Origin of the sequence: Methylocystis sp. (assembly GCF_050251305.1) — a bacterium.
Classification (GTDB): Bacteria; Pseudomonadota; Alphaproteobacteria; order Rhizobiales; family Beijerinckiaceae; genus Methylocystis.
Window position 1 is genome coordinate 12605 of record NZ_JBFWNB010000004.1, and the last position, 17671, is coordinate 30275.

Genomic DNA, 17671 nt, shown 5'->3' on the forward strand with positions numbered 1-17671 from the left:
TCTGCAGGCGGTCTCAGGCGATGAGGCAGGCGTTGGTTTGAAGATGGTTCAGCACGCGATCGACATGCTCGACGGCGCAGGCGGCGATGTCCTGCGGCTCCTCCACGGTCTGGCCGGCGCGCTGGAAGGTCACGCGTCCGGCCTCTGCGGCGGCGATGGTCGCTGCGATCAGGGCCTCGCGGTCATTGCCGCCGTCGAGCAGCGGCGTCACCACCTGGGCGACGATATCGAGCCGGATCGGTTCGTGCCGCAGATTGGCCGAATGCAGCACCCCGGCGGCCGCGTCGGCGCGCAGCATGGGGCAGGCGACGGGTTTCGCGGAGAGCGACCTCGCCATCCGGAAGGGCTCGGTCGAGGCGGTCACCAGGCCGACGAGCGCCATGCGCAGCAGCGCGTCGGCGATCCTGTGGCGCAGTCCGTCGTCCACGGAGACGCCGTGCACTTCTATCGCCGCAACGAGTTCGTCGATCGAACTCGAATCCGGCAGTCGCGCGACGAGCGCTTCGATCGCCTTGCGGACGCCGGCGTCCGGCGTCGAGAACCAGGCGCCGGAGCCGTCGGCGAAGAACGCCTTTCCGTCTTCCTCGCGCGAAAATTCGAAATTCGGCCGCGCAGTGAAATGAAGCCCCTCGGTCGCCTCAGGCAATATCCTGCGGACGCATGCGCTTTCGCGCTCCTTATGGATAAGCAACGTCTGGCGGAAGGTCCGGCCGGTGAAAATGTCCATGTGCTGCTCGAGCGAAACCTGATTATCGCCCGCGAGCGAACGCAGCAGAGGCGCCGCGGCCGGGTTCATGTTCTCGGGCATCATCGCGGAGAGCACCGACTCGCCGAGATAGGCCAGTCCGCGGCCTCCGGCGGCCGCCATGAATTCGGAGAAACTGCAAGGCTCGTTGCAGTCTTCGAGAAATTCGTGGCCGATGTAGGAATCGTCCGCCGTCCTCAAACTTGCGGCTTCGGCGCGGAAGATCTGGCCCCAGGTGGTCTCCGCCGGCGTATTCTGCTCCAGAAAGGACAGCATCTCGCGGGCGCGGGCCACGCGCTCGCGCAGCGATCCATGCGACCCGACATGCAACGCCAGCGCATCGCGCAACGTCTGGCGCAATCGCCATCCGGGCTGAACATTGTAGCTGATGAAGGCGACGCCATGCGGCGCCAGATTCTCGCGGGCGATCCGCAGAATCGAGTCGCGGACCGGTTCGGGAACCCAGCTGTAGACGCCGTGACAGATAATGTAGTCGAAGCCGCCGTCCTTCGCGCGAAGGTCGGTGAGGCTTTGGCGGCGCAGATTGACGTTGGAAAGCCCCAGGGCGGCGATTCGCTGCTGGCCTTCATCGATTTGCCGCTGCGAGAGGTCGATGCCGAGAAAATAGGCGTCAGGATGCCGGGCCGCGAGCGGAATAAGATTGCCCCCGGCGGCGCATCCGAGCTCCAACACGCGCGCGCGCGAAAGGTCGCCCGCCTTTAGTTTGAAAATGCGGGCGATTGCGCCCAGTCGCGCCGGATTTGTCTGCGGAAACGGATGCGAGACATAGGGGAGGTCGTCGTACGAAGCGGCGTTGCGCGCGATCGCGGCCTGCACGGCCGTCCCGAAGTGAGTCGTCATAAGCAAGTTTCCGATGCCTAAAGGAGATTCATTCTCCCCTTGGCCCGGTCAATTTGCAATGTCGCGAGATTCGCTGCGCGCCTCGCGCTCGAGAATCGTTTGTTAACCACATTTAAACTCGACGCTCGCGCGTTAACGATATTCGAACGCGCGATGCGTCTGTCAGAAAAGGCGGCTACGTAGTTCTACGGCGCCAAATTCAAGGCGCGATAAGTTCAGCGCTTCAGTTCAATCATTTGCGACGAGTTGGCGCGTTTGCAGCGCTTTTTAGGGCCCAACCGGCACTGTCTCCTTTTTATCACAGCTCCCGGAAATGTGGCCAAAGCGCACGCCGAACGGGGCGTTCGTCGTTGACTGTGCATGGGCGTCTAAATTTTATTCAGCGGGACCACTTCCCGCGGCTTGGCAAAAATCGCGGTTCGGTGCTCTTCGCAGTCCAAGGAATGGGAACTGACCATGACCAAACTGTCTCAGAAACTCATCAAGCCCAAAAATGGTTCCATCGCATTGCGCCGCGCCCTGATGGGCGGCTCCGCCGCCGTGGCGATGGGCGTCGCCTTCGTTCCGACGTCGGCGAGCGCGTTTGAATGCGCCAACGCTTTGAACGGCGCCCTTCCGCCGGTCCCCGGCTTCTCCGGCTCTACCGACGGCGGCAACTCCCAAAATACCGCCTGTGGACTGGACGCGACCGCCACCGGCACGAACAGCACAGCGGTCGGCAATGACACCAAAGCGACGGCCAAAGGCTCCGTCGCGATCGGATCGGACACTGACGGCAACGGCATTGGCACATCGGCCACTGGCAAGAACTCGACTGCGGTGGGCGGCGACGCCTTCGCGCCGGGCGACGGCAGCACGGCGGTCGGCGGCGATAACGGTAAGAATGGTCCTTCAGGCGCGTCGGCGTTCGGCGCGGACTCGTCGGCCTTCGGCGCGGACGCCGAGGCTGTTGGCGACGGTGACACGGCGCTCGGCGCCGCCTCAAAGGCGGAAGGCACCGAGTCGGTCGCGATCGGCCATAACGCTCAGACGACGCCTGACGCACGCGAATCGATCGCCATCGGCGGCTCGCCCGACCCCGCGAACGCGACCAAGGCTACGGCGCATGGCGCCACCGCCATCGGCGCGGGCGGCAATATCGATCCCGGCGCCCAGGCGAACGGCGAGGGCTCGGTCGCCATCGGCGGCGTGGAATCTACGGGCGGCACGCCTGGCGCGGTCGCCAATGGCAAGGGCGCGATTTCGATCGGCAACCAGTCGGTCGCCGGCGCGAACAGCTCGACGGCGATTGGCGGCAGCAGCAAGTCGGGCCTGGCCGGCGCGACTGTCGCGAAAACGGCGACGGGCGGCACCGCGATTGGCGGCGGCGACGGCACGACGGCCGGCGCGAGCGTCCTGAGCAAGAACAGCATCGCCATCGGCACTGGCGCCGAGGCTGGCGCCAACGGCCCCAATGCGATCGCCATCGGCACCAACGCCGAGGCCACCGACTCGGTTGCGATCGGTCTTAACTCCAAGGCGTCTAACAACGGCACGGCGGTCGGCGATGGATCGACGGCCACCGGCAAGAACAACTCCGCCGCGTTCGGCACCAACGCCAAGTCCACAGCCAACGCCAGCACGGCGCTCGGCTCCGGCACCCAGGCCACCGGCGATTTCTCCACGGCGATCGGCGGTTCGAACGCGAAAGCGACGGGCCTCGAGGACGTGGCGATCGGCGCCAACACCACCGCGAGCGGCACCTTCTCCACCGCCGTCGGTAACAACAACACCACATCGGCGTTCCAGGCGTCGGCTTTCGGCAGCACCAACAACGCTTCGAAGGCCCAGGCTACGGCGGTCGGCGCCAATAACTCCGCCACTGGGGATGATTCGACGGCGACCGGTTCTGGCAACAGCGCTTCGAAGGCGCAGTCCACAGCGATGGGCGCCAACAACACGGCTGCTGGCACTCGATCGACTGCGGTCGGCGCCAACAGTAAAGCGCTTGCCACGGACGACACCGCCATCGGTAGCGGCAATATTGCGAATAGCGATGGCACGGGGTTGGGCGCCACCGCGGTCGGCGTGAGCAACACGTCCACCAACGCACATACGGTCGCGGTCGGCGCGTTCAACAATGCGACTGGCAATCATTCCGTAGCCCTTGGTTCTCATAACAACTCGTCGGGATTTCAGTCTACGGCGGTTGGTGTTTCCAACAGCGCGATTGGCGCCAACTCCTTCGCGGGCGGCGTCGGTTCGCAGGCGCTTGGCGCGAACGCTGTCGCCATCGGCAATAATGCTCAGGCCGGAGCGGTAGGTCCGAACGCCATCGCGATCGGCACCAATGCAAAGGCGACGGACTCGATCGCGATCGGTCTCAATTCGAGTGCGTCGAACAATGGCACGGCCGTTGGCGACTTCACGACCGCGACCGGGGTTAACTCGGCTGCTTATGGACAAGGAGCATCGGCGACGGGCTTTAACTCGACGGCGGTTGGCACAGGCGCGACGGCCGCCTTCGCGAACTCGACGGCGCTTGGCGCCGGCGCAGTTGCTAACGCTCCGAATCAGATGATGCTCGGAACGGCGACCACCACCTACCAGGCGCCGGGCATCACCTCAGCGGCGAGCCTCGCCTCGCAGGTCGGTCCGACGTTCTTTACGACGACCGATGCGCAAGGTCATCTCGCGACCTCCAACTTCGGTCCGCAGGACATTGCTGGTCTCCAGGCCGGCGTCCTGGGTCTGTCGCAGAGCGTGTATGACCTCGGCAGGTCGGTGAAGCGCGGCTATGAGGGCACGGCGGTCGCCGTCGCGCTCGGCGGCGCGAGCTATCTGCCGGACAACAAGTGGTTCGCGGTCACCGGCAACTTCGGCACCTTCCGCGGTCAGTACGGCCTTGCCGCTCAGGCGCAACTGCGCGTGAACGACTGGATGGTCGTCAACGCCGGCGTCGGCGCGGGTCTGAAATACGGCGGCGTCGCCGGCCGTGCGGGCGTGACCATGGCCTGGTGATCCATGATCGTGAAGATCAAGCAAACAATGCTCGCGGCCCTTGTGGCCGCGAGTTTTTTTCCGGCGGCGACGTCCTGGGCGCAGACGCCTGAGCCTTACCGGACGGCGAAGTCCGAAAAAAAGCCAACGAAGCCTCCGCCGGCGCCAAAGCCGGCAGATATCGACAAGAACGGCGTGCTGATTCTGATCCGCTCGACTCTGCTCGCGCTCGATCAGGCGAACAAGACCGGCAATTATACGGTTCTGCGCGATCTCGGCGCGCCCGGATTCCAGACGAACACCGCCGCGCGACTTGGGGAGATCTTCGCCTCGCAGCGCGCCCAGAATCTGGACCTCTCCGGCGTTGCGGTGTTGGAGCCGCAACTCAGCATGCTGCCGCAAATCGAATCGAGCGGAATGATGCATATGGCGGGGTTTTTCCCGTCCGTGCCGACTCAGATCCGCTTCGAAGTGCTCTATGCGCCCGTTCAGGGCCAGTGGAAGCTCTTCGGCCTCTCGGTTTCGCTGGGCTCGTCCTCTCCGACGGCGCCAAGCGACGCGCCGGCGGCGCCGCCGCCCAGTGCCCCGGAAAAGCCAAAGCCGAAAGGCGCGACCGGAATCCGCAGCTCGACGCCAAAACCCTGACGGCGCTCGGGAGGGGAGCCGTCAAGGCGCCGGGACGGTTCGCCGTCCCGGCAATTTATTGAGCTTCAGTTTGGGCCAGCGGCGCGGCCATTAGGGCCGGCAAGAGATCTGCGTTCACGCCGGGACTTGGCGATTGATAATCGCGACTCGGTTCGTTCGACGTGTTTTTTGTTCTCATATTGTTCTTGCGTCGCCCGCCGGCGAGAGCTAAGCTCGCAAACGTCATTTCGATAAGCATTTTTGCGGGAGCGCGCGATGGCGGTGCGGGTGGCGACGGTCGCTTTCGAAGGCGTCGAGGCGCGCGCGGTCGATGTTCAGGTGCAGATTTCGAGCGGGGCCGTCGTATTCAATGTGGTCGGCCTCGCCGACAAAGCGGTCGCCGAATCGCGCGAGCGGGTGCGCGCGGCCTTGATCGCCTCCGGCCTCGCGCTGCCCGCCAAGCGAATCACCGTCAATCTCGCGCCTGCGGACATGCCGAAAGAGGGCAGCCATTACGACGTGCCGATCGCGCTCGGCGTGATGGCCGCGATCGGCGCGATTCCATCTGACGCGCTTGAAGGTTTCGTCGTGCTCGGCGAACTCGCGCTCGACGGAACGCTGACGCCGACGGCGGGCGTCCTGCCGGCGGCGGTCGCCGCGAACGCGCGCGGATTGGGTCTGATCTGTCCGAGCGAATGCGGGCCGGAAGCGGCCTGGGCGTCGAACGATATGGAGGTGATCGCGCCGCGCTCGCTCATCCAGCTCGTCAATCACGTCAAGGGCGTCCAAGTTCTGGCGCGGCCGCAGCCCGCCGTGCGCAGGCGCGCCGCCGATCAGTCCGATCTCTCGGACATCAAGGGGCAGGAGAGCGCCAAGCGCGCGCTCGAAATCGCCGCCGCCGGGGGCCACAATCTTCTGATGAGCGGCCCGCCGGGCGCGGGGAAGTCGATGCTCGCCGCGCGGCTGCCGTCGATCCTGCCGGCGCTCACGCCGCGCGAATTGCTCGAAGTCTCGATGATTCATTCGGTGGCCGGGCAGATCGCAGGCGGCGAACTCACCGACCGGCGGCCGTTTCGCGCGCCGCATCATTCCGCGTCGATGCCGGCGCTGGTTGGCGGCGGCGTTCATGCGAAGCCGGGCGAAATCTCGCTTGCCCACAATGGCGTGCTGTTTCTCGACGAACTTCCGGAGTTCCAGCCGCAAGCGCTGGACAGCCTGCGCCAGCCGCTCGAGACCGGCGAGGTCGCGGTGTCGCGCGCCAATCATCGCGCCGTCTATCCGGCGCGCTTTCAGCTTGTCGCGGCGATGAATCCCTGCCGGTGCGGCCATGCGATGGACCCGGGCTACGCCTGCAAGCGCCAGCCGAACGAACGCTGCGTGGCGCAATATCAGGCGCGGCTCTCGGGGCCGCTGCTCGACCGTTTCGATGTGCAGATTGAAGTGCCGGCGGTGACCGCCGCCGACCTTGTGCTGCCGCCCCCGAGCGAGGGATCGCGACAGGTCGCCGCCCGCGTCGCGCGCGCCCGCGACATTCAGCGCGCCCGTTACGATGCGCTGTCGCTGCCGGGAGTCGCCGCCAATGCCGCCGCACCGGCGGCCGTGATCGAGCGCACGGCCGGTCTTGACGCCGCCGGCGCGGCGCTGATTCGCGACGCCTCCGAGCGCTTCGCCCTCACCGCGCGGGGATTTCACAGAGTCCTGAAGCTCGCCCGCACCATCGCCGATCTCGACGGCGCGGAGCATGTCGGCCGTCGGCATCTCGCCGAAGCGCTTTCCTATCGCGCGGGGCTTGCATTGGGGCGGCTTGCGGCCTGATGATGGGCTATGTCCTTAACCCACATTGGCATTTTGATTTCGGCGCAGCTCGTCATACTGCTGCTGGCGGCGTCGATATTCATTGCGTTGCGCAAGCGCGGCCGCGAACAGGTCGAGGCCGAGCTCGAATCCCTGCGCGATGAGATTTGGGAGCTGCGCGCCGCCGCGGCGGCGCGCGACAGGGCCGAAGCCGCCAGTCTCGCCAAGTCGCGCTTTCTCGCAGCGGTCAGCCATGAGTTCCGCACGCCGCTCAATGGCGTCATGGGGCTGGCGCAGCTTCTCGCGATGACGAAGCTGACCGCGGAACAGGCGAGCTATGTCGAAGCGATCGGCGATTCGAGCCGCTCGCTTTCGCAGCTCATCGACGACATTCTCGATTTCTCCAAAATCGAGGCCGGGAAGTTCGATCTGCGCTGCGAGACCTTTGCGCTCGCGCCTTTCGTCGAAAGCGTCGTCGAACTGCTGGCGCCGCGCGCCATGGCGAAAGGGCTGGAGCTCGCCAGCTTCATTTCGCCCGAGACGCCGCGCGAGCTCGAGAGCGATCCGGCTCGGCTGCGGCAGGTGCTTCTCAATCTCGTCGGCAACGCAGTAAAGTTTACGGAGCGCGGCGGCGTCGGCGTGCGCGTCGCGCGCGACGGCGCGCGACTGCGCTTTGAGGTGCACGACACTGGGCCGGGCGTTCCGGACGACGCGCGCGAAGCGATCTTCGAAGAGTTCGAACAGGCCGATCCCTCCGAGAATCATCCGCGCGCCGGCACGGGCCTCGGCCTCGCCATATCGCGCCGCCTGGTCGCGCGATTGGGCGGCGCGCTGGCGCTGGTCGATTCGTCCGACAAGGGATCCGTTTTCGCCTTCACGCTGCCGGCGCCGCCGATCGGCGAAGATCGCGCTCCCGGCCCGCTTTCGGGACTCCAGGCGCTGATCATCGCGCAAAGCGTATTCGAAGCGCCCTATCTTGCGGAGAGCTTGCGCTCCGCTGGAGCGGAGGCGGAGATTGTCGCGGCGCGCGACGCGAATGGCGTCTTGCGCCGTCCCGGCGCGGCGCCGTTCGACGCCGTCATCGTCGACTGCGCGCTGGGGCCTCATATGACGTCAGAGTTGGCGGAAGCCGCGCGCGCGGCGCAGGCGCGACAGCTTTTCCTTCTGTTTTCGCCTTTTGAACGGCGCGCCTTCGGCGAAGAGGCGTTGTGCGACTTCGACGGCTGGCTGGTGAAGCCGGTGCGGATCGCGTCGCTCATGGCTCGATTGTCGCCAGAGACCGCGCGCGCGCCGAAGCCAGAGCAGGACGCGCCGCCACAGGCGCTCGCTGGCGTGAACGCGCTCATCGCCGAAGACAATGACATCAACGCGCTCATCCTCACGCGTCATCTCGCGAAGCTCGGCGCGAATGTGACTCGCGCGGAAAGCGGCGCGCTTGCGCTGGCGCGCGCCCGCGAAGCCATCGAGGGCTCCGGCGCGCCTTACGACGTGATCGTTATGGATCTTTTCATGCCCGATTTCGACGGACGCGAAGCGAGCCTCCGCATTCGCGAGGCTGAAGCGCGCGCCGGCGCGCCGCGCACGCCCATATTGGTGCTGACGGCCAGCGCGCGCGAGGAGGACGAACGCGCCGCGCGCGCCGCGGGAGTCGACGCCTTTCTCACCAAGCCGGTGGAGTTCGCTTCGCTCGCGGCGACCATCGAAGAACTCAGACTGGCGCCGCGTCGGCGCAGCGCTGCATCCTAGAGCGCGTCCCGATCACATGGAATCATGTGATCGATAAGGAATCGCTCAAAATAAAAACGTTGGACCAGGTTCTCATCGAAAAAGTCTGTCAACTTTTTCGGTACCTGCTTTAGCGGCCCTGCGGCGCGATGACGCCGAAGCGTCCTGATTGATAATCGACGAAGGCCTGCCGCAATTCGTCCTGCGTATTCATGACGAACGGACCCTGCTGCGCCACGGGCTCGTCGATGGGTTCGCCGCTCATCAGAATGAGCTTCGAATCATTATTGGCTTCAAAGGAGATGTCGCCGCCTTTGGCTTCGAACACGACGACGTCCGTCGCGCGCGCGATTTTCTCGCCGTTCGCTTCGACCGTTCCTTCGAGAACCGCGGCGACGACCGTGTGTCCCTCAGGCAAGGTGAATCTCGCGCGCTTTCCTGCGTCGATGCGCACGTCCCAGAGATCGATCGGCGTCGCCGTCTGCGCGGGTCCGCGATGGCCGTCGAATGCGCCGGCGATGACCCGAACGAGCCCGGAGTCGTCGGGCAGGTCGATGCGCGGAATGTCGTCGTCGAGAAGCGTCTGATAGCGCGGCGCAGCCATCTTCTCGCGCGCCGGCAGATTCACCCAAAGCTGCACGACCTCGAAACGTCCGCCCGACTTTGCGAAGCTTTCCGAATGAAACTCCTCATGAACGACTCCCGAGGCGGCGCGCATCCATTGCACGTCGCCGGGTCCGATGAGCCCGCCAGCCCCTGTCGAATCGCGATGAGCGACCTCGCCGTCCAAGACGATGGTCACCGTCTCGAAGCCGCGATGCGGATGCGCGCCCACCCCGCGGCGTCTTTCAGTCGGCGGAAACTCGAACGGACCCGCATAGTCGAACAGTAGAAAGGGGCTCACCTGCGCGCCATGTTCGTGATGCGAGAAGAGCGAACGCACGGGAAACCCGTCGCCGACCCAGTGCATGGAGTCGGGGGCGGCGAAAACGCCGATGATTCTTCTCATGACGACAGCTCCTCTGCAGCCTATGTGGGCCGCATCGGGTCGAATGCAAATGTCCGTCGAACTTGACGGAGCAGGGGCCAAAATCCACAAGTCGGCCTGACGACGAATCTCCAGCGACGACAAACAAGGACGGTTAGATGGACTGGATCATCCTCTTTATCGGCAGCCTCTGCGAGGTCGGTTGGCTCGTCGGAATGAAATATTCGAGCGGCTTCACCCGGCTCTGGCCTTCGATCATGATGGTGTTCTTCATGGCGGCGAGCGTGGGATGCCTGGGCCTCGCGGTGAGGACGATTCCGGCCGGAACGGCATATGCCGCGTGGACCGGCACAAGCATCGCCGCGGCCACTCTTGTCGGCGTCTATCTTTTCAACGAACCGACGACGTTTATTCGTTTAGGGTCGATCGGCCTGATCATGCTGGGGATCATCGGCCTGCGGCTCGGCGGCGTCGACATGAAATAAGCGCGCGCGACGCTCCCGTGAGGGAACGTCGCGGTTCGACGGCTCTTGGCCTCAGTCAGAAGTAGCTTTCGAGCGTTCCGCGCCGGCGCACGTCGAGCGTCGCGCAGTGGAAGGCGCCGCCGAACGCCGCATAGTGGAGGAACGAGCACGGGATCGGCTCGTAGCCCCATTTCTCCATCTGCCGCATCATGTTCGTGTGATGCGGATCGACGATCACGCGCTTCTCGTCGATCATGAGAATGTTCATGCTGAGCCATTTGCCGCACATCGAAGTGATCGCGAGAATGCGATCATTGATCGGGTCCGGCTCGGGCGCGACGAGAACGTCCCATTTCTTCAAAATGTCGGGCAGTTCGTCCGGATTGATATATTCCGGATTGATCAGCACGCGGCCCGGCCCCAGCGGCAGGATCGTCGTGTCGATATGCATCGGATTGGGGCAGCGGCTCTTGATCTCGTGAATGCGATAGCCCTCGCCGAGATGGCGACGCAGCCAGTCGATGCCCATCGCATTGGTGACGTTGGAGCGCGTCACGAAAAGATCGCGGCCGCAGCGGAAGAAATCGGCGGCGTCGAAGACCGGCTCGAATTCGGTGAGAATGTACCGAATCTCCTCGCCTTTCTCCGGCAGCGTAAATTTCGGGTCGAAAAGTTCGTCGGTCAGCTGGGGCTTCGGCGCGGAGGTCCAGCGCGCGCCGCGGCGGAAATAGTCCTTGAGGATCTCGCGATAGGAATGCGTCTCGAAATAGCGGCATGGCCAGGCCATCGGCGTTTCGATGATCTCGTCGCCGATCACCAGCATCGAGTCGCGCGGGCAGGAATTGCAGAAGCCGCGCGACGACCAGTGCGGCGTCGAGAATTTCGCCTTGTGATTGACCGCATCCGGCCGCGTGACCTTGACGCCGAGCGATTCGAGCAGAGCGATAAAGCCGTCGAGCTCCTGCTGCGCCGGCTCGATCATGAATTTGGGGAATCGGAATCCGGCGGCGAGCGACTGTGCGCGCGCCGCCATGCCGGGAATATTGCAGGTGACGACCGCATGATCTGAGGGAATTGTCGAACCTTCGAGGCGGCCGACGATGATTTCCTCCAACGGATCCCATTCATTGTGGGAGTTGATTGGACAATCCGCGGCAATCGCGGTCCCCATAGATGCATGCATATTCATAATGCGCCCCGGATCGTTTCCAGCGAGAGATTTCTAGCGCTTTCCGACTGTTCTTCAAACCCTATGAAAAACTGTGCTATTTCTTAAGTTTAATGTGATGCTCGCCTCAGGCTTGCGCGGGTTTGCCGACTTTCAGCGCCTCTTTTGTGGGCGGACTATGTCGCGAAGAGCCGGCGCAGTCCACCGCGGGCGCTCTCAAAGCTTGCGCTGACTTGCGTTTTCCCCCGCCTTGGGCAATAAACCGCGCTCTACAGAACCGCCCGGCCAGTGATGGGCTGCCGTGGCGGTTCTTTCGCTCGCGCGAACAAAGCGCCGCCGGACTGGTCCGACGCGGCGCAAATCAAAGGGCCTTGAGCCCAGGAGAGCAAAATGCCCAAGCTGAAGACGAAATCCGGCGCGAAAAAGCGCTTCAAGATCACCGGGACCGGAAAAGTGGTCTACGCCCAGCAGGGCAAGCGCCACGGGATGATCAAGCGGACGAACAAGCAGATCAGAAATCTGCGCGGCACGAACGTCCTGTTCAAGACTGACGGCGACAACGTCAAGAAATACTTCCTGCCGAACGGCTGATCCGCAGACCCGCACTTTTTCCGCAAAGGAGTTTCGTCATGGCTCGCGTCAAGCGCGGCGTCACCGCCCACGCCAAACACAAGAAGACTTTCAAAGCCGCCAAGGGGTTCTACGGCCGGCGCAAGAACACTATTCGCGCCGCCAAGGCCGCCGTCGATCGCTCGATGCAATATGCGACGCGCGATCGCAAGGCGAAGAAGCGGGTGTTCCGCGCGCTGTGGATTCAGCGGCTCAACGCCGCCGTGCGCGAGCATGGGCTGACCTATTCGCGCTTCATCGACGGGCTCGCTAAGGCCGGCGTCGAGGTCGACCGCAAGGTTCTGTCAGAACTCGCCATCCATCAGCCGGACGCCTTCGCCGCGATCGTGACGCAGGCGAAGTCGGCGTTGCCGCAGGCCGCGTAAGAGGTCGGTCGCGAAGATTATGAAAGCCTCCCGCGGCTCGGCTTCGGGAGGCTTTTTGTTTTGCGGCGTTGCAGATCTTTTCTCACATAGCGGGCGTTGCGGCATGTCGGTGTGTTCGCGCGTCTGCGTCTCCGGTCGCCTCGTTTTGGGCGATAGGCTGCTCTATAATCGACTTGAGCTGAGGCGAGCATGGCCGACACATATGATCTCATCGTCATTGGCGGCGGACCCGGCGGCTATGTCGCCGCGATCCGCGCAGCGCAATTGGGTCTGAAGACCGCGGTCGTCGAGCGCGAACATCTCGGCGGCATCTGCCTGAACTGGGGCTGCATCCCGACGAAGGCCCTGCTGCGTTCGGCCGAAGTCTATCGCTTCGCGAAAGAAGGCGAGCGATTCGGCGTTTCAGAGGGCGCGTTGAACGCGGACGTGGCGCGCATTGTCGCGCATTCGCGCGAAGCGGCCACGCGACTGAATGGCGGCGTCGCCTTCCTTCTCAAGAAGAACAAGATCGACGTCATCTGGGGCGAGGCGACGATCGTCGGAAAGGGCGAGGTCCGGGTCGAAGCGCCGAACAAGGCGCCAATGACTCCGCAATTGCCGGCGCCGAAAGCGACGCTCGGCCACGGCGTTTACCAGGCGAAACACATCATCGTCGCGACCGGCGCGCGCCCGCGCGAATTGCCGGGCCTCGAGCCCGACGGACGGCTCGTCTGGACCTATTTCGAGGCGATGAAGCCGGAGCGCTTTCCGAAGTCGCTGCTCATCGTCGGCGCCGGCGCCATTGGCGTCGAATTCGCGTCGTTCTACCGGACATTCGGCGTCGAGGTCATACTCGTCGAAGCGCTGCCGCATATTCTTCCGAGCGAAGACGAAGAGATCGCGGCGTTGGCGCATCGGTCGTTCAAGAAACAGGGCGTCGACATTCGCGTCGCGACGACGGTGACGGGCGTCGAGAAGAAGGCCGACAGTCTCGCCGTCACGCTGAAACCGGCGGACGGCGAACCTCAGACGATCGAAGTCGAACGCGCGCTGTCAGCGATCGGCGTCGTCGCCAATGTCGAGAATCTCGGGCTGGAGGCGCTCGGCGTCGCGCTGGAGCGCGGCGTCATCAAGATCGACGGCTTGGGCCGCACCAATGTCGAGGGCGTCTATGCGATCGGCGACGTCGCCGGCGGTCCGATGCTCGCGCATAAGGCGGAGCATGAGGGCGTGTCCTGCGTCGAGGCGATCGCCGGATTGGACGCGCATGCGCTCGATCGATCGCGCATTCCGGGCTGCACCTATTGTCATCCGCAGGTCGCGTCGGTCGGTCTGACCGAGGCGAAGGCGAAAGAGCAGGGGATCGACGTGAAGATCGGCCGCTTCCCCTATCTCGCCAACGGCAAGGCGATCGCGCTCGGCGAGCTCGAAGGGCTGGTGAAGACGATCTTCGACGCCAAGAGCGGGCGGCTGCTCGGCGCGCATCTCTTCGGAGTCGAAGCGACGGAGCTGATTCAGGGCTTCGTCATCGCGATGAATCTCGAGACGACCGAAGAAGAGCTGATCCGCACGATCTTCCCGCATCCGACGCTGTCGGAAACGATGCATGAGAGCGTGCTCGCCGCCTACGGCCGGGCGATTCATGTTTGAGGTGGCGCCAGGCGTCGTCGCTGACGGGCGCCGCGCGCGCGATTGGGAATCCAGAACGCGCGACAAAGGTCTTTGACGCTGCTCTGGATCCCCGCTCGCGCTTCGCGCGTGCGGATGACACGTCAGCCAACCGGCTACAAAACGTGAGCGAGCCTCTCAGCCGTCAATTCTGCAGCACATAGGTTCCCGGCGCATGGCAGAGCGCGTCGCCCATCACGGGCGGCGCAACCGGCGCGCCCGAGCGCGCGGCGAGCCAAGCGCTCCACTCCGGCCACCACGAGCCTTCCCTGACCGTCGCGATTTTCACCCACTCCTCGGGCTCGGCGTAATGTTCGCCGTCCACCCGGTTCGTGAAACGGTAGCCGCCGCGCTTCTTTGCGGGCTCGGAAACGATGCCGACGTTATGGCCGCCGGTCGTCAGCAGGAAGGTGATTTCGGCGTCCGCGAGCAGGTGAATCTTGTAGACCGACCGCCAGGGCGCGACGTGATCGCGCTCCGTGCCGACCGCGAAGATCGGCGCGCGTATGTCATTGAGCGCGACGGCGCCGCCGTTTGCGCGAAGCCGACCCTCGGCGAGGTCATTGTTGAGGAAGAGCCGCCGAAGATATTCGGAATGCATCTTGTAGGGCATGCGCGTCGCGTCGGCGTTCCACGCCATCATGTCGGTCATCGGATTGCGCTCGCCCATGAGATATGACTTGAGCGCATAGGACCAGACAAGATCGTTGGAACGCAGAAGCTGGAACGCGCCGGCCATCTCCTTGGAGTCGAGATAGCCATGCTCCCACATCAAATCTTCGAGGAAGCTCAGCTGGCTCTCGTTGACGAAGAGCGTCAGTTCGCCCGCCTCGGTGAAATCGGTTTGCGCGGCGAGCAGCGTCACGCTCTTCAGACGCCGATCATCGTCTCGCGCCATGGCCGCCGCGGCGATCGCGAGCAGCGTCCCGCCCAGGCAATAGCCGGCCGCATGGATTTTTCGGTCCGGCATGAGGCGGGAAATCACGTCGAGCGCGGCCATCACGCCGAGTCTGCGATAGGCCTCCATGTCGAGATCGCGATCATTGGCGTCGGGATTGCGCCAGGAGATCATGAACACGGTGAAGCCATGCGCGGTCAGATAGCGGACGAGCGAATTATGCGGAGAGAGATCGAGGATGTAATATTTCATGATCCAGGCGGGCGTGATGAGCACCGGCTCCGGCCGCACCGTCTCGGTCGACGGCGCATATTGGATGAGTTCGATCAGCCGATTGCGGTAGATCACCTTGCCCGGCGTGATCGCGACATTCTTCCCCGGGACGAAGGCTTCGGCGCCGACCGGCCGTTTGCCGCCGGCGCGCCGCTCTATGTCTTCAAGGAGATTCTGCAGGCCATAGACGAGATTGACTCCGCCGGTCTCCATCGTCCGTTGCAGCGCTTCGGGATTGGTCAGCAGGAAATTCGACGGCGAGAACATGTCGAGCAATTGCCGCGAGGCGAATTCGACGACGTTTTCATGCTGCTTGGTGACGCCGTTGATGCCCGTCGTGGCGTTGTGCCACCATTGCTGATTGAGGAGAAAGCCCTGGTAGAGCAGGGCGTAGGGCCAGCGCCGCCACGCTTCGGCGGAAAATCTCTTGTCTTGCGGCAGCGGCTCGATGCAAGGCGCGGCGGCGTTCGGCTGCAGCGCGCAGCGCCAGGCGTAATTGGCGAATCGCCACGTCTTGCGCATCGCCTTTTCGGTCAGCTGCATCTGCTTGCCGGGCGAGGACGCGAGATGCGCCGCCCAGTCCCAATAGGCGCCCGCGATGGCGGCGGGCGAAAGGCCGCCGGTCAGATGTCCGACGCTCGCATGCAGCGAACGGTCGATGACGTCGCCGAGCGCGGCGTAGCCGAAGGACTCATGGTCGGTGGCGCGCTCCGCGGCGAGAAAAGCGCTGGGCCAGGCCTGGACGAAGGCTTGCGACGCGAGCTGCGGAAAGCTGTGGGCGGCGCTGGGCGGGACAGGGCTGGTCGACGTCTTCTCTGCACGAGTCTGGTTGGTTTGCGCAGTCTTCGCGTGAGTCGTCATCGCCGTCCTTTAAGCCGAGGCGTCAGGGTGAAGTCCGATTTTATTTCGGATGTTGTTGCGCTGCAACATTACGTCGGCCTTGGCTTGGCCGCGCGCGGGCGCCATGTCCATGTGAAAGGCCATGTCCATGTGAAAGACTGTCGACCGCCGAGGAGACCGCCGTGAGGATGATCGCCGCCGTACTGGTCACTCTCGTTTCCAGCGTCGCGTTCGCCGCGCTCAAACCTGGGAGCGTCGCGCCGGACTTCACGCTGCAGGCGGCGCAGGCCGGCAAGGAGTTCTCCTTCTCGCTGCGGCAGGCGCTCATGCAGGGACCGGTCGTTCTCTACTTTTATCCGAAGTCGTTCACGAGCGTCTGCACCGTCGAGGCGCATGAATTCGCCGAAGCGATGGCGCAATTCGCCGCCATGGGCGCGAGCGTCATCGGCGTTTCGAGCGACAAGATCGCCACGCAGCGCGAATTTTCGACAAAGGAGTGCCGGGACAGATTTCCGGTCGGCGCCGATCCCGACTTCACCGTCATCAACGCCTATGACGCCGCCTTCAAGGTTCCGGTCGCCGGCGCGATGTTCGCTAACCGCATCTCCTATGTCATCGCGCCCGACGGAAAGATTCTTTCGGTCGTCGAGGATTCCGGCGCGACGAAGCATATTCAAAACGCGCTCGCCGTCGTGAAGCAGTGGCGCGACTCGCAGGGCAAGTGAGCGACTGTAAACGACGCGCGCGAATCATCGGCGTCCGATGAGCCAGCGCAGTAGGACGATCTGCGTCAGCAACGCGGCGAAACGCGCGTTCCAGTCGACGAACACAGCGCAGGGATCGTTCACATGGCCGCAGCCGAAGGAGTGTTCGAGCGGGGAAGTCAGCAGCGCGCCGACGGGCGCGCCGAGCGGAAAGGAGAGCGCGCGCATCGCTTGATGGAGAAAGCGGCCGGCGGCGCTCAATCGTTCGGAGAGATCGTAATCGTCGTATGCTGTGACATAGATCGCCAGAACGGCGATCGAGAGGGCGATTGTCGCGATCGCATAGACCAGCCATGCGATACGCAGAAGCCGCCATCGCCCGTCTTGCGGCGGGCTCTCGCTCACCCTCTCTTCGGGCGAATGCGGATGATCACGTCACAGCCGACGACCTCCATCCCTTCGGGCGGCGCCGGCAGTCGCGCAAATTCGACCGTGCCATCGGCGGCGTCGAACATGCGGCCCGTCGCCTCATCCATGAAGTGATGATGCGGCGAGGTGCGCGTGTGGAAATAGGTGCGCGGCCCCTGCACGGCGATCTCGCGCAACAGTCCCGCTTCGGCGAACTGATTGAGCGTGTTGTAGACCGTCGACAGCGACATCGTCAGACCGGCTTCGCGCGCTTCGGCGTGCAGCGCCTCGGCGCTCACATGCCGGTCGCCATTGCCGAACAGCAGCCGGCTCAGAGAGAGCCGCTGAACGGTTGGTCGCAGACCTGCGCCGCGCAGCCGCGCTTTGAGGTCGGAGATTTTCGCCGCACTCTCCGGGGACTGATCGCGCAGTTTGATCGAACGATCGAAACTTGTAGTTGAGGGTTGATGAGTCATTCTTCACGACAGGCGAGCATCACTCGCTCCCTATTCCTGTAATAGCTTTTTTCAGTAGAAGGCAGCGCCTGCCCCCTGTCAA

15 protein-coding genes are annotated in these 17671 nt (G+C 64.1%); 9 read left to right on the forward strand and 6 right to left on the reverse strand.

Features of this window, described 5'->3' with window-relative positions; all coding sequences use genetic code 11:
• Positions 1-13 precede the first annotated feature (13 nt).
• Entirely contained in the window at positions 14-1606 is a 1593-nt protein-coding gene (locus AB7F41_RS02325) for a methyltransferase regulatory domain-containing protein (RefSeq protein WP_428380248.1), read from the reverse strand.
• A gap of 546 nt (positions 1607-2152) precedes the next feature.
• Here AB7F41_RS02325 and AB7F41_RS02330 point away from each other — a divergent pair.
• The 4 genes from AB7F41_RS02330 to AB7F41_RS02345 all read left to right on the forward strand — a co-directional run bounded on the left by AB7F41_RS02330 (position 2153) and on the right by AB7F41_RS02345 (position 8749).
• Positions 2153-4606 carry a YadA family autotransporter adhesin gene (locus tag AB7F41_RS02330; RefSeq protein ID WP_428406430.1) on the forward strand — a complete coding sequence of 818 codons (2454 nt, stop codon included), beginning with the start codon at positions 2153-2155 and terminating at the stop codon, positions 4604-4606.
• Between the two features lie 27 nt (positions 4607-4633).
• Positions 4634-5230: a hypothetical protein gene (locus AB7F41_RS02335; protein WP_428380245.1), complete on the forward strand. Its 597-nt coding sequence runs from the start codon at positions 4634-4636 to the stop codon at positions 5228-5230.
• 255 nt (positions 5231-5485) lie between these two features.
• Positions 5486-7024, forward strand: coding sequence for a YifB family Mg chelatase-like AAA ATPase (locus AB7F41_RS02340; RefSeq protein WP_428380243.1), 1539 nt, complete (start codon positions 5486-5488; stop codon positions 7022-7024).
• 9 nt (positions 7025-7033) lie between these two features.
• Positions 7034-8749 carry an ATP-binding protein gene (locus AB7F41_RS02345; protein WP_428380241.1) on the forward strand — a complete coding sequence of 572 codons (1716 nt, stop codon included), beginning with the start codon at positions 7034-7036 and terminating at the stop codon, positions 8747-8749.
• Between the two features lie 109 nt (positions 8750-8858).
• On the opposite strand, the gene AB7F41_RS02350 is transcribed toward AB7F41_RS02345, so the two are convergent.
• Entirely contained in the window at positions 8859-9737 is an 879-nt protein-coding gene (locus tag AB7F41_RS02350) for a pirin family protein (RefSeq protein WP_428380239.1), read from the reverse strand.
• A 137-nt stretch (positions 9738-9874) separates the two neighbouring features.
• On the opposite strand from AB7F41_RS02350, the gene AB7F41_RS02355 reads away from it, so the two are divergent.
• Positions 9875-10201 carry a DMT family transporter gene (locus tag AB7F41_RS02355; protein WP_428380237.1) on the forward strand — a complete coding sequence of 109 codons (327 nt, stop codon included), beginning with the start codon at positions 9875-9877 and terminating at the stop codon, positions 10199-10201.
• 55 nt (positions 10202-10256) lie between these two features.
• Here AB7F41_RS02355 and AB7F41_RS02360 read toward each other — a convergent pair whose 3' ends face one another.
• The gene (locus AB7F41_RS02360; protein ID WP_428380235.1) at positions 10257-11369 is read right to left on the reverse strand and encodes an amidinotransferase; all 1113 of its coding nucleotides are present in this window, start codon (positions 11367-11369) and stop codon (positions 10257-10259) included.
• 369 nt (positions 11370-11738) lie between these two features.
• Here AB7F41_RS02360 and rpmI point away from each other — a divergent pair, with 369 nt between their 5' ends.
• The 3 genes from rpmI (at position 11739) to lpdA (ending at position 13972) form a co-directional block, all read left to right on the forward strand.
• Positions 11739-11939 (forward strand): 50S ribosomal protein L35, encoded by a 201-nt coding sequence (gene rpmI / locus AB7F41_RS02365; protein ID WP_014890449.1) that lies wholly within the window; start codon positions 11739-11741, stop codon positions 11937-11939.
• 38 nt (positions 11940-11977) lie between these two features.
• A complete protein-coding gene (gene rplT / locus AB7F41_RS02370; protein WP_428380234.1) occupies positions 11978-12343 on the forward strand; it encodes a 50S ribosomal protein L20 in 366 nt (121 codons plus the stop codon).
• Positions 12344-12532: 189 nt separating this feature from the next.
• The gene (gene lpdA, locus AB7F41_RS02375) at positions 12533-13972 is read left to right on the forward strand and encodes a dihydrolipoyl dehydrogenase (RefSeq protein ID WP_428380233.1); all 1440 of its coding nucleotides are present in this window, start codon (positions 12533-12535) and stop codon (positions 13970-13972) included.
• 163 nt (positions 13973-14135) lie between these two features.
• Here lpdA and AB7F41_RS02380 read toward each other — a convergent pair whose 3' ends face one another.
• Positions 14136-16022 (reverse strand): PHA/PHB synthase family protein, encoded by a 1887-nt coding sequence (locus AB7F41_RS02380; protein WP_428380231.1) that lies wholly within the window; start codon positions 16020-16022, stop codon positions 14136-14138.
• A gap of 161 nt (positions 16023-16183) precedes the next feature.
• Here AB7F41_RS02380 and AB7F41_RS02385 point away from each other — a divergent pair, with 161 nt between their 5' ends.
• Positions 16184-16726, forward strand: a complete 543-nt coding sequence (locus AB7F41_RS02385; protein WP_428380229.1) for a peroxiredoxin — start codon at positions 16184-16186, stop codon at positions 16724-16726.
• A gap of 24 nt (positions 16727-16750) precedes the next feature.
• On the opposite strand, the gene AB7F41_RS02390 is transcribed toward AB7F41_RS02385, so the two are convergent.
• Positions 16751-17110 carry a hypothetical protein gene (locus AB7F41_RS02390; RefSeq protein ID WP_428380227.1) on the reverse strand — a complete coding sequence of 120 codons (360 nt, stop codon included), beginning with the start codon at positions 17108-17110 and terminating at the stop codon, positions 16751-16753.
• Complete coding sequence (gene irrA, locus AB7F41_RS02395) at positions 17107-17589, reverse strand: iron response transcriptional regulator IrrA (protein ID WP_428380225.1); 483 nt, start codon at positions 17587-17589, stop codon at positions 17107-17109. The genes AB7F41_RS02390 and irrA overlap by 4 nt, the downstream gene beginning before the upstream one ends.
• Between the last annotated feature and the right edge of the window lie 82 nt (positions 17590-17671).